General features: G+C 48.4%; 9 protein-coding genes. 6 read left to right on the plus strand and 3 right to left on the minus strand.

Translation table 11 applies throughout. From position 1 onward, the window contains the following. Positions 1–6 precede the first annotated feature (6 nt). From WKT10_RS08720 to feoB, 3 genes are all read right to left on the minus strand, one after another. Positions 7–933 (minus strand): LysR family transcriptional regulator, encoded by a 927-nt coding sequence (locus WKT10_RS08720; protein WP_066543643.1) that lies wholly within the window; start codon positions 931–933, stop codon positions 7–9. A 17-nt stretch (positions 934–950) separates the two neighbouring features. Then, a complete protein-coding gene (locus tag WKT10_RS08725) occupies positions 951–2,579 on the minus strand; it encodes a VanW family protein (protein WP_340276709.1) in 1,629 nt (542 codons plus the stop codon). A 98-nt stretch (positions 2,580–2,677) separates the two neighbouring features. Further along, positions 2,678–4,996: a ferrous iron transport protein B gene (gene feoB / locus WKT10_RS08730; RefSeq protein WP_340276711.1), complete on the minus strand. Its 2,319-nt coding sequence runs from the start codon at positions 4,994–4,996 to the stop codon at positions 2,678–2,680. 126 nt (positions 4,997–5,122) lie between these two features. Here feoB and WKT10_RS08735 point away from each other — a divergent pair, with 126 nt between their 5' ends. The 6 genes from WKT10_RS08735 to argH all read left to right on the plus strand — a co-directional run bounded on the left by WKT10_RS08735 (position 5,123) and on the right by argH (position 13,003). Beyond that, positions 5,123–5,617 (plus strand): DUF6106 family protein, encoded by a 495-nt coding sequence (locus tag WKT10_RS08735; RefSeq protein WP_066543648.1) that lies wholly within the window; start codon positions 5,123–5,125, stop codon positions 5,615–5,617. Between the two features lie 157 nt (positions 5,618–5,774). Then, the gene (gene guaB, locus WKT10_RS08740; RefSeq protein WP_066543650.1) at positions 5,775–7,229 is read left to right on the plus strand and encodes an IMP dehydrogenase; all 1,455 of its coding nucleotides are present in this window, start codon (positions 5,775–5,777) and stop codon (positions 7,227–7,229) included. Between the two features lie 181 nt (positions 7,230–7,410). After that, positions 7,411–8,373 carry an FAD:protein FMN transferase gene (locus tag WKT10_RS08745; RefSeq protein WP_418496491.1) on the plus strand — a complete coding sequence of 321 codons (963 nt, stop codon included), beginning with the start codon at positions 7,411–7,413 and terminating at the stop codon, positions 8,371–8,373. A gap of 80 nt (positions 8,374–8,453) precedes the next feature. Continuing rightward, complete coding sequence (locus WKT10_RS08750) at positions 8,454–8,987, plus strand: GtrA family protein (protein WP_340276715.1); 534 nt, start codon at positions 8,454–8,456, stop codon at positions 8,985–8,987. After that, a complete protein-coding gene (locus tag WKT10_RS08755) occupies positions 8,896–11,601 on the plus strand; it encodes a YfhO family protein (protein ID WP_340276717.1) in 2,706 nt (901 codons plus the stop codon). Before WKT10_RS08750 ends, WKT10_RS08755 begins: the two co-directional genes overlap by 92 nt. A 25-nt stretch (positions 11,602–11,626) precedes the next feature. Next, on the plus strand, positions 11,627–13,003 hold the full coding sequence (gene argH / locus WKT10_RS08760) for an argininosuccinate lyase (protein ID WP_337932798.1): 1,377 nt from the start codon (positions 11,627–11,629) through the stop codon (positions 13,001–13,003). The last annotated feature ends 30 nt before the right edge of the window (positions 13,004–13,033 follow it).

Raw genomic sequence — 13,033 nt, forward strand, 5'->3', positions numbered from 1 at the left:
CTTAAATCAGTCCGAAAGCCGGCTTACGATGCGGTTCAGACTATGGATCAGTTCGGTTTCCGCCGAAGAGCGGCGGCTGCCCTTTCGAAAGATCAGAAGATCCCTGTGCAGATTTCCGGGATAAGCGCAGGGACGCTGGATCAGGCCTTCGGCAGACAGTTCGCTGTAGGGAATGGGAGAGGTCCACATATAGGCTCCGGGCAGACGGCGCAGCAGGGCAAACTGGCTTCCGCGGTCATAAACGGACACAGAACGGCTGGAATCGCCTCCTGTGGCTGAAGTTTCCTGGATTTCAAAGGAAAAAGAGGGATTGGAGGAATCGCCCTGGATGATTTCAAGAGAGCTTCCCAGATCCAGATAGGTCAGGCCGGATCTGCCTGCCAGAGGATGATCCGGAGCCATTAAAACCAGGGATGAAAATTCCCATAAAAGGCAGGAGTCCAGATTTTCATCCTGGAGCAGCTTTTTATAGTAAGGTTCATATAAAGCAGGACAGCGTGCGATCCCCAGATCAAATTCCTTGGAAGATACCAGCTCAATGACCTGTCTGGAGTTTGTTTCCATATAGTGGATATTTACCGGGGATTTGGTGTTGGCTTCACAGAGAAAATCCGTAAATGCACAGGTGATATATGTGGCTCTGGGGCCGCAGAACTTAAGCTCCAGAGCCTGTTTGCGGTTTCGGGCGCAGAGGGCTTCGATCTGTTCCTCCTGAGCCATGATGGTTTTGGCGTACCGGAGAAATTCTTCGCCCTTTTTAGTGGGAATCATGCCTCTGCTGGTCCGGTCAAAAATATCTTCTCCCAGCTCCCGCTCCAGTTCCCGTATGATTTTGCTTAAGTGGGGCTGATTCATATAAAAGTTCTGGGCGGCTTTGGTGATAGAGCCGGTTTTTTCTACCTCTACTGCGTATTTTAAATAGGAAAGATTCATGAGTCACCTGCCTTCTTTTAAGAGGAAGCCGTTGGCTGAAAAGGGATGATAGGGTTTGTTTTTGGAGTATAGCTGTCCGGCATTCCGTCTACGAACGGAGCATCGGAGGGAAGCGTTTCGGCTGGAGCAGGATCGGAAGAAGCCGGATGCTCAGGGCCTGTTTTGGTCTCATAGGGAGCAGCCGAAGGCGTTTGCTCCGCCTTTGAAGTTTCTGAAGAAGCAGTATTTCTGTGGATAACCGCAGCATGGCCTTTATAGGTCTTGGAATGATCCAGTATGCGTTCCCTTTCTTCCCCGTCTTTTGATATTACCTTATAGGTGTCCCAGCGGCTGCCGGGAACCGCTGCCTTTACCACCTTTTCTGTTCCGGGTTCAAGTGAAGGATCCTCCGCATATTCCGGTTCCGGAGGAGGCAGTTCCTCCACCTTTTCAGAATAAAGATCCCAGGAAACGCCTTCTTCCAAAACAGGGAGCCCATAGATGGATACAGTGGCTTTGCGGTTCGCATAGCTGGCCCGGATGCCAATGGGGGCACTGGAGGTGTTTACAAAACGGAAATCCGGCTGTTCCCAGCTGATGGCCGCATCCTGTCCAGGAGTCACATAGTTTGGTTCAAAGGTGTGAGAACGGCGGAAGGTAATTTCCATTCCCGCATTAAACGCTGCCCGGTACAGGGTACTGGAAATCTGGCAGACACCGCCTCCGATTTCCTGTACCACAGCGCCGCTGCTGTATGCAGCTGCTTCCTGATAGCCTTTTTCAGCCGTGCGCTGGCCCACTGCCTGATTAAAGGAAAATTCCTCGCCGGGCTGTACAATGGTGCCGTTTAAGGCCTCTGCTGCCAGCCGTACGTTTGTGTTGCGTTTTTGATTGCTGGTGGTTTCCGTAGTAAAGGCAGCGATGGTTTTGTACTGCTCTTTTGCCATGGCCTTGGAGAGAGGCGGGGCAGCGTCTGCGGAATGAACGGGGATTACTGCATCCAGCCGGTTTTCACGGATAGCGGAAAGAATATCCTCAGCCAGCCGGCGTTCATCAATTTCAATGCCGGAGCAGCCTTCGGTAAATATAAAGCTTCCTTTTTGTGGATCAAAATAATCCAGACCGCTGTTTTTAGGTGCAGTTTCCCACTTTTTTGCAAAGGTTTCTGCCTGGATTAAAATTTCCTTTTTTAATTCTTCGTTTATCAGGTCTGCAGGGGTAAGGGTCAGATCTCCGGACTGGGAGGAACGGCAGAGTGTTCCAATCCATTCCTTCAGCCGGGACGATAAAGGATTTTCCACAGCCAGCTGTTCTTCTCCATATTCTGCTTTCATGTCCCAAAGAAAAAGCTGGTTTAAGGCTTCAAAGCTCTCATCCGGGCTTAAGCCGTTCAGAGAAATGCCGTTGACCGTTACCGCAGGCGCGGTAAGCGAGGCATCTGTTTCAGAAAGCGAGGTTTCATGGCTGCCCGCAGCCGGTTTCCCTTTAAAATGGGAAATAGTGACGGCTGAGACAGCGGCTAAAAGAAAGATTCCCGCTCCGGCGGCAGCCAGGGGAAGAAGGAATTTTCCCTTCTCCGTTTCAGATGCAGGCCGGCGGCTTTTTCTGGGGCCGCGGTAGGAAGAGCGGGAGGCTTTGTTTCGTCTGTGATCGTAATGGTTTGTCATTCTAAACTCCGGATATACATAGTTTTGATACCGGGTTGCCTGGCAGTTTGGTATCATATTATTCATATGTGAATACTGGGAATTATTATATAGGTACCTTAAAGGAAAGTCAAGAGCCGGGAGAAGGCAGTAATTGCCATGCACAGTATAACGCCGCAGGCTGTGGGAAGAAGAACGGCCAGACAGGTCCATTTTAAGCTTCCGGTTTCCTTTTTTATCGTCATAAGGGTAGTAGAACAGGGCCAGTGAAACAGGAAAAATACCATGGTGCAAAGGGCAGTGACCCAGGTCCAGCCCTGAGAGATAAGGAGCGTATGAAGGTCGGAAAGATTTCCTGGTTCGATCAGGGTTCCCTGAGAGGTATAGGCCATAATAATGATGGGGATCACGATTTCATTGGCCGGAAGCCCCAGGATAAATGCCATAAGGATTACCCCATCCATCCCCATCAGGCGCCCGATCGGATCCAGATATCCGCTAAAGCGTGCCAAAAGGCTGATATCTCCAATGGAAACATTGGCTAAAATCCATATGACAAGCCCGGCAGGAGCCGCTACCGCGGCGGCACGGCCCAGAATAAAAAGGGTGCGGTCCAAAATGGAGCGCCAGATTACTCTTCCGATCTGAGGTCGGCGGTAGGGCGGAAGCTCCAGAGTAAAAGAGGAAGGCATACCTTTAAGGACCGTGGCAGACAGAAGGCGGGATACAAAAAAGGTGGCGGCAACACCGGTAAGGATAAAAAAAGTAAGGATCAGGGCAGGACGGAGAAAGGAAATAGGATCTGCGGACGAAGCTCCTGTAAAAAACAGCGTGATCAGAGTTACGAGGGCCGGAAGACGGCCGTTGCAGGGGACGAAGCTGTTGGTAAGAATGGCGATGAGCCGTTCTCTGGGCGAGTCGATGATCCGGCAGCCCGTTACTCCGGCTGCATTGCAGCCAAAGCCCATAGCCATGGTAAGGGCCTGTTTTCCGCAGGCTTTGCAGCATTGGAAGGGACGGTCCAGATTATATGCGATCCGGGGCAGATAACCAAAATCTTCCAAAAGGGTAAAGAGAGGGAAGAAAATGGCCATGGGCGGAAGCATGACAGAGATAACCCAGGCCAGTACCCGGTATACACCCAGAACCAGAATCCCGTGGAGCCATTGGGGCGCATTGACTGCCATAAAAGCAGCGGTAAGTTTTTCCTGAAAGGAGAAAAAGAGGGAGGAAAGCAGGGCGGAAGGGTAGTTGGCTCCTGTGATCGTCAGCCAGAAAATGAGCGCCAAAAGACCAATCATAGCCGGATATCCGGCCAGCCGCCCGGTCAGGATGCGATCCCAAAAAGCATCCCTTTTGCCGTAGGGTTTTTCAGGAAGGGAGACCGTGCGGGAAGCAATGGACTCCGCAGTATTTACGATGCCGGATACGATTCGGTCCTTTAAATCATCCTCAAAGATCCCAGCCTGATCCAGGTGTGACCGGGCCTGGCGGACAGCCTGACATAACGCATCATCCTCGGACAGATCTCTGCCTAAAAAGGTATTTAAAGAGCGAAGCAGGCCGGGATCATTTTCAAGGAGTCTTAAGGCCAGCCAGCGGGGAGAAAGGCGGCTGCTGAGTGGTTCTGTAAAGGGCAGAAGCATGGAAATGGCCTGTTCTACAGCTGCGTCATAGGAAATATGAAATGGCTCTGTGTCTGGATGATCGACCGTTTCATCCAGCCGATCTAAAAAATGTTCCAGAGAGCGTTTTTTTCTTGCAGTTGTTCCAGCGACAGGAGCAGAAAGTTCCCGGCTGAGAGCCGGCAGATCAATGCGTATGTTTTTTTTCGCTGCTTCGTCCATGAAATTGACGCAGACCATGGCGGGAATTCCGGTTTCCAGAATCTGCAGGACAAGGTTTAAGTTCCGTTCCAGACAGGTAGAGTCACAGATAACCACAGCGGCATCACAGTTCCCAAAACAGATGCCGTCCCGTGCAAGCGCTTCTTCAGCAGAGTGAGCCATAAGAGAATACGTTCCCGGAAGGTCTGCGAAAACATAGTTGTATTTTTTTGAGGAGCAGCTTCCTTTAAAACAGGAAACTGTAACCCCGGCCCAGTTGCCCGTGTGTTGGGAGCTGCCGGTAAGGCTGTTGAAAAGGGTGCTTTTTCCTACATTGGGGTTGCCGGCCAGAGCCACTGAAAATTGGTTCTTATTTTCGTTTCCATCCACCCGGATCTGGCGGCTGTATTCACGCCGTATGGCAATGACGGCACCCCGGATCCGGTAGGAGACCGGGTCACCTAAAGGACTTACGCCCAGGCATTCTACCTGTGTGTCTGCAGTCAGCCCCAGATCCATAAGCCTCCTGCGCATGGCTCCGGAAACAAGAAGTTCCGTTACCCGGGCGGTCTGCCCTGGTTGTATATCATTTAAGGAAAGGAAAGGATTCACGATCCGTATACCTGCCCGTGTTTGTTCTTATTATTACAGTATGGTTCAGGCGGGAAAATGTGACTGGAAATAACCGGTGAAGTGGTGTATAATAAGAAGAAAAAATGACAACAGGAGAGTTTTGCTATGGAAGAAAGTTACATTGAATGGCTGGTAAAGCGCAAGGATCCTATCTATGCCCTTCCGGTAAAGATCATTATGGTGCTTGTCTGCGCCTTTTCCGTACTGCTGGCGCTGCAGACGGTGATCGGAGTTGTGATCATGACAGCAGCAGGTATCGGTACCTATTTTATTTTCCTGAATTTAAGTGTGGAATATGAGTATCTGTTTGCTGAGGGCGGTCTGCGGATTGACCGGATTCTGGGAAAGGCCAGACGGAAAAAGGCCTTTGACTGTGAAAAGGATGATGTACAGCTGATCGCTCCGGTGGATTCCTATATGCTGAAGGATTATGCCAAGCAGGGGATGAAGGTTATGGACTGTACCTCCGGAAAGCAGGGTGCTGAAGTTTATGCGCTGATGTATCAGAAGGGAGCCGACACCATGAAAGTTCTTATTGAGCCCAATGAAAAGATGCTGGCAGCCATGCGCCATACATTTCCGCGTAAATTCGTGAAGTAAGAGAAACAAAATATTAGGGGCACTGATGGAATCCTATTAGTAAATTCAATGAATCATAACGGGAAAATGGGTTTGACAATCCTAATAAAATTTGCTAGGATTAGATACTAATAAGATGCTGAGGGCAGTATACCACACAGAAAGCGAGGAAGTTTTAATGGGTACAATTATCGGCGAAGGCATTACCTTTGATGATGTACTTCTGGTTCCGTCTTATTCAGAAGTGATTCCGAATCAGGTAGATTTAACCACCTATCTTACAAAGAAGATCAAACTTAACATTCCCCTGATGAGTGCAGGCATGGACACCGTGACCGAGCACCGTATGGCCATTGCCATGGCGCGCCAGGGCGGTATCGGTATTATCCACAAAAATATGTCTATTCAGGAACAGGCAGAAGAAGTAGACCGTGTAAAGCGTTCCGAAAACGGTGTTATCACAGATCCCTTCTATCTTTCCCCCGAACATACTTTAAAGGATGCCAATGACCTTATGGCAAAATTCCGTATTTCCGGTGTTCCTATTACGGAGGGAAAGAAGCTGGTGGGTATCATTACCAACCGTGACCTGAAGTTTGAGGAGGATTTCAGCCGTCCGATCAAGGAATGTATGACTTCCGAGAATCTTGTCACTGCAAAGGAAGGAGTAACGCTCAAGGAGGCAAAGGCGATCCTTGCTAAAGCCAGAGTGGAAAAGCTTCCTATCGTAGATGACAATTTCAATTTAAAGGGTCTTATCACGATTAAGGATATTGAAAAGCAGATCAAGTACCCTCTGTCTGCAAAAGACGAGCAGGGCCGTCTGCTCTGCGGAGCCGGCGTAGGCATTACTGCTAATGTATTAGAGCGTGTAGCTGCTCTGGTAGAAGCAAAGGTAGATGTAATTGTTCTTGACTCTGCCCATGGTCATTCTGCCAACGTGATCCGCTGTGTGAAGATGATCAAGGATGCATTTCCGGATCTTCAGGTAGTGGCAGGAAATGTGGCTACCGGTGAGGCGACCAGAGCTTTGATCGAGGCAGGTGCGGACTGTGTAAAGGTAGGTATCGGCCCCGGTTCCATTTGTACGACCCGTGTGGTGGCAGGTATCGGCGTACCTCAGATCACAGCCGTTATGGACTGTTACAATGTGGCAAAGGAATACGGCATCCCGATTATCGCTGACGGCGGCATCAAGTATTCGGGTGATGTTACAAAGGCGATCGCAGCAGGCGGCAGCGTGTGCATGATGGGAAGCATGTTTGCAGGCTGCGATGAGAGTCCGGGTACCTTTGAACTGTACCAGGGACGTAAGTACAAGGTATACCGCGGCATGGGATCCATCGCTGCCATGGAGAACGGAAGCAAGGACCGCTATTTCCAGACCGACGCCAAGAAGCTGGTGCCGGAGGGTGTAGAAGGCCGTGTGGCATACAAGGGTATGGTAGAGGATACCGTATTCCAGCTGTTAGGCGGTTTAAGAGCCGGTATGGGCTACTGCGGAGCCAAGGATATCCCCACTCTGCAGAATACGGCAAGATTCGTGAAGATCTCTGCCGCTTCCTTAAAGGAAAGCCATCCTCACGATATTCACATCACAAAAGAAGCTCCCAACTACTCGATTGACGAGTAAGAGGGGGAGAAAAGAAAGCCCGGAGAAAGCGCGATATCTTTCTTCGGGTTTTATTTATGAAATAAAAGATGGGATCGGTGAAAAGAAGCATTCAGGTGTATTCTTGACTTTCCCGCCCCCCAATGCTAGAATAAATACCATGGATAAGAAGAGAATAGCAGTTTGTATTACAGGAATTTTGATCATAGCGGCCTGTCTGACGGGGTGCCAAAAGCATAGGGAACCTGTCAGCAGGTCTTCTTTTTTGCTCAACACATTTATTACGGTAACGCTTTACGATTCCAGAGAGGAAGAGATTCTGGATGGGGTGACGGAGCTTTGCTCAGAATATGAAAAGAAGTTCAGCACCACCATAGAAACCAGTGAAATTTATGCAATGAACCACAGAAAGCAGGGAGAACGGGAGTTTACTGTGTCACAGGATACGGCGGAGCTGATAGAAAAAGGACTGGAGTACAGCCGGCTGTCAGATGGGGCCTTTGATATCACCATAGAACCCTTAAGCCGTCTGTGGGATTTTTCGGGCTCAGATCCTCATGTACCGTCAGAGGAAGCAATCCGGAAAGAACTTTTAAAGGTAGGATATGAAAGAGTTGCGGTAAACGGCAATACAGTGGTTTTTGCAGATGATCTGGTATCTATTGATCTGGGAGCGATCGCCAAAGGGTATATTGCAGACCGCATGAAAGAATATCTTAAAGAGCAGGGTGTAGAGAGCGCCATTATCAATCTGGGAGGCAATGTCCTTTGTCTGGGGGAACGGCCCGGAAATAAGCCATTTAAAATCGGTCTTCAAAAGCCCTTTGCAGAGCGGTCCGAGACAGTGGCGGCTTTGGATATCCGTGATATGTCTGTAGTTTCTTCCGGGGTATATGAGCGCCATTTTGAGGAAAATGGAGTCAATTACCATCATATTTTGAATCCATCTACCGGATGGCCCTATGAAAATGGCCTTACTCAGGTCACGATCCTGTCTGAGCAGTCCGTAGATGGTGATGGACTGAGCACGGCCTGTTTTGCGTTGGGATTGAAAGAAGGAATGGAGCTTGCACAGTCCTTAGAGGGCGTGTATGCGGTATTTGTTACAGAGGATGGGACGCTTCATTATTCTAAGGGAGCAGAGGCCTTTATCAGCAGCCCATAAATATAGAAACTTAACTTTACATTTTTTGCAGGCTGCCATATAATGAGAACGTGTTTACATACAGAAATACGAGGAATAAAATGTTTGAAGCAATATGGAAAAAATGTGTAAATTATGAAACGATCAGTTATCTGATCTGCGGGATCCTGACTACGGCAGTAGATTTTGTGTCCTATGCCATGTTCCGCCGTATGGATATGGGAGTGGGAATGGCACAGGCTTTTTCCTGGGGGGCAGCTGTGCTGTTTGCCTATGTGGTGAATAAGCTGATCGTATTTAAAAATTATGATCTCAGGCCATCCTATCTTATGAAGGAGGCAGGCGCTTTTTTGATGACAAGAGGAATTTCAGGCGTGGCTGTCTGGCTGCTGATGGTTGTTATGATAGCGCTTGGAGAGGGAAGAGGCTTTTTATATGAGATGTTCTGCAAGATGGTCTCTTCTGCGGTGAACCTGGTGGCAAATTATATTTTCAGCAAGCTGTGGATTTTTAAAAAAGGTCAGAGAGCAAGGGGAAACAGCAGTGAAACGAGAAGAGATCGTTCAGGCAGAACGGGAACTGGATGCGGTATTGGAGCTGATCCAGGAGTCGGAGGAGATTTCAGGAAGGGATGACATAAAAGAGGAGCGTATGAAAGAAAGAAATCGGATTCAGGAAGCAGAGGCAGAAGAAAGCCTGACCCGTATTAATATGGAAGACACAGCAGATATGCTGCAGTATGAAGCGTGCCGGGAATTAAAACGCTGCCGGGACGTTCATATCCTGCGTCCGGGTGATAGCCTTCTGGCTGCTTTTTTTGTTCCGGTGCTTGTTTTGGTGGTTATCTTTGCACAGAGAGGTATTTTCCCTTTTGGGGAAGAATGTTTTCTGCGTACGGATATGTACCATCAGTATGCGCCGTTTTTCTCTGAATTTCAGTATAAGCTGACTCACGGAGGAAGTCTGCTTTACAGCTGGGATATCGGTATGGGGGTAAATTTCTCAGCATTGTATGCCTATTATCTGGCAAGTCCCATGAACTGGCTTGTGGCTCTTTGTCCCAGGCAGTTTTTGATTGAGTTCATGACGGTTTTGATTGTCATAAAAACAGGATTGTCCGGCTTGTCTTTTACCTGGTACCTTAGAAAACATACGGGAACCAGGGAGTTTGGTTCCTGCTTTTTCGGCATTTTTTATGCATTAAGTGGCTATATGGCAGCCTACAGCTGGAATATCATGTGGCTGGACTGTATCCTTTTATTTCCGGTCATTCTTTTCGGGCTGGAACGGCTGGTAAAGGAAAAAAAGGGGATGGTTTACTGTATTGCCCTGGGGCTTTCCATCCTGTCAAACTATTATATCTCCATCATGATCTGTATTTTTATGGTGATCTATGCAGCGGTTCTGGTGATTTTATATCCTCCGAAGAAGGGAAAGGAGTTCGCAGCCACAGCCGGCAGATTTACGCTGTATTCCCTTTTGGCCGGCGGACTGGCGGCAGTGGTCCTGCTGCCGGAAATTTATGCCCTTCAGGCCACCGCTTCAGGAAATTTTGACTTTCCAAAGACAGTCAGTTCCTATTTTTCCATATTTGACATGATCGCCCGCCATATGGGGAACGTACAGACAGAGATCGGACTGGATCATTGGCCCAATATTTACTGTGGGGTAGCTGTTTTGATGCTCCTGCTCCTGTATCTTGGGAATAAGAACATTAAAATAAAGGAAAAAGCAGTATATTTCAGTCTTCTGCTCTTTTTCTACGCAAGTTTTTCTGTTAATGTACTGAATTTTATCTGGCATGGCTTTCATTATCCCAACAGCCTTCCCTGCCGTCAGTCCTTCATCTATATCGCGTTGGTGCTAGTGATGTGCTATAAGGCGTATTTGGAACTTAAAAATACATCCTGGAAGCATATCGTTATGGCCTTTTGGGGAGCGGCAGCCTTTGTGATCCTGGCTGAAAAGCTGGTAGATAATGAGGAGCAGTTCCATTTTGCCGTATTTTATGCAGCCATTCTGTTTCTGGCTCTTTATACGGGCTGTATTTATCTGTATCACAGCCGGAAATGGCGTCGGGATGGGGTTCTTTTAGCAGTGCTGGGACTGGTATTTTGTGAGTCGGCAGTCAATATGGCGGTAACGAGTATTCCCACAACCAGCCGCACAGCCTATGTAAAAGATAATGAAGATACCATGCTTTTGGCAGACAGCATCCGCTCCTCGGTATTTTACCGGATTGAAAAGGGTGAAAGCCGAACCAAAAATGATGGGGCATGGATGAATTTCCCTTCTGCCTCCCTGTTTTCTTCCGTAGCCAGCGCTGCTATGTCGGACTTTTTTAAAAGCGTAGGCTGTGAGAGCTCCACCAATGCGTACAGTGTAAAAGGAAGTACGCCCTTTATTGACGCTCTTTTTGCTGCCCGTTACGGCATTTATCCGGATCAGCAGCCTGCGGACAGCTTAAAGGAGCAGATTGGCCGTCAGGGCTCCATGTGGTTTTATGAAAATAAATATACCCTTCCGGTGGGGTTTGTGATGCCTCAGGATATGGAAACCAACTGGGTTCTTGATTCGGGAAATCCGGCAAATGTGCAGAATGATCTTTCTTCCGTACTGGGAGTAAGCAATCTGCTTGTGCCGGCAGAGGGAGTATCGGAAGGAAAGAAGCTTACCTTTACAGCAGATGCCTCCGGCGATTATTATGTCTATGTGACCAATAAAAAGGTAGAAGAGGTTTCCGCCGAAATAGGGGAGAGAAGTCTTTCCTTTGACAATGTTGACAGGGGCTATTTTCTGGAGCTGGGCTATCTGCCAAAGGGACAGGAGGTAATCTTTCAGTCCAAAACAGATGGAAATCCTGCCATGCAGGCGGAAATCTGGCGTTTTGATCCGGAGGCCATGGAGGAGATTTATCAGTGTCTGAGCAAATCGCCTCTTGAACTTTCCAGCTGGACGGATACCGGCCTTGCAGGAAGCATAAATACGCCGGAGGGAGGAACCATGTTTACCAGCATTCCCTATGATAAGGGATGGAAAATCTGGGTAGACGGGACGGCTGTTTCAGGGCGTCCGGTGTTTGATGCATTTCTGGGCGTGGATCTGGAACCCGGCGAGCATAAGATCCGGCTGTCCTATGAGCCTCAGGGGCTAAAGACAGGTGCCGTTATTACAGGCGTAAGTGCGGCCGCTGTGGCAGCACTGGCTGTCTGTGGCTGGATGAAAAATAAAAAGAAATTTCTAAAATAAATCATATATAAAGGAGACTACTATTATGAAGCTTTGGGGCGGACGTTTTACTAAGGAAACGGATCAGCTGGTACAGAATTTTAACGAATCTCTTTCATTTGATCAGAAATTTTACCGTCAGGATATCAGAGGAAGCATTGCTCATGTAAAGATGCTGGCAAAGCAGGGAATCCTTTCTGAGAAGGACAGAGACGATATTATAAAGGGACTGGAAGGGATCCGGCAGGATCTGGACGAGGGCACTTTGATCATTCCGGCTGGTTCCGGTTATGAGGATATCCATTCGTTTGTAGAGGGAACTCTTACAGAGAGGATCGGAGAGGCAGGAAAGCGCCTTCATACAGGCCGCAGCCGCAACGATCAGGTCGCCCTTGACATGAAGCTGTATACAAGGGATGAAATTGACGAGCTTGACGGTCTGGTAAAGAAGCTCTTAGAGGAACTCCTTGTGATCATGGAGGCAAATACAGAAACCTTTATGCCGGGCTTTACCCATTTGCAGAAGGCACAGCCCATTACGCTGGCTCACCATATGGGAGCTTATTTTGAGATGTTTTCAAGAGACCGCTCCCGTCTGGCCGATATCCGCAGACGGATGAATTACTGTCCTTTAGGCTCCGGCGCTCTGGCAGGCACGACCTATCCTCTAGATCGGTCTTATACGGCAGAGCTTCTGGAATTTGCAGGGCCTACCTTAAATTCCATGGATTCCGTATCAGACCGGGATTATCTTATTGAGCTTTTAAGCGCCCTGTCTGTTATTTCCATGCATTTAAGCCGTTTCTGTGAGGAAATTATTATCTGGAATACAAATGAGTACCGGTTTGTGGAGATCGACGATTCCTACAGCACCGGAAGCAGCATTATGCCCCAGAAGAAGAACCCCGATATTGCCGAGCTGATCCGCGGAAAGAGCGGCCGTGTCTATGGAGCTCTGATGTCCATGCTGACAACTATGAAGGGAATTCCTCTGGCTTATAATAAAGATATGCAGGAGGATAAGGAGCTTACCTTTGATGCTATTGATACGGTAAAAGGCTGTCTTGCCCTGTTTACAGGGATGATCTCCTCTATGACCTTCAGAAAAGATGTAATGGAAGCCAGCGCAAAGAGAGGCTTTACAAATGCGACAGATGCTGCCGATTATCTGGTAAATCACGGCGTTCCCTTCCGAGATGCCCATGGTATTGTAGGACAGCTGGTGCTTTTATGTATTGAAAAAGGCATTGCGCTGGATGATCTTTCCCTGGAGGAATATAAGGAGATCAGTCCCGTATTTGAGGAAGATATTTATGAAGCAATCAGTATGAAGACCTGTGTCGAGAAGCGCATGACCATTGGTGCTCCCGGGCCTGAGGCAATGAAGCAGGTAATTGCTGTTTATAAAAAGCAGCTGCAGTAACGGCAGGTAATTGATTGCATACAGAGGATG

Origin of the sequence: Enterocloster sp. HCN-30185 (assembly GCF_037890305.1) — a bacterium.
Classification (GTDB): Bacteria; Bacillota; Clostridia; order Lachnospirales; family Lachnospiraceae; genus Enterocloster.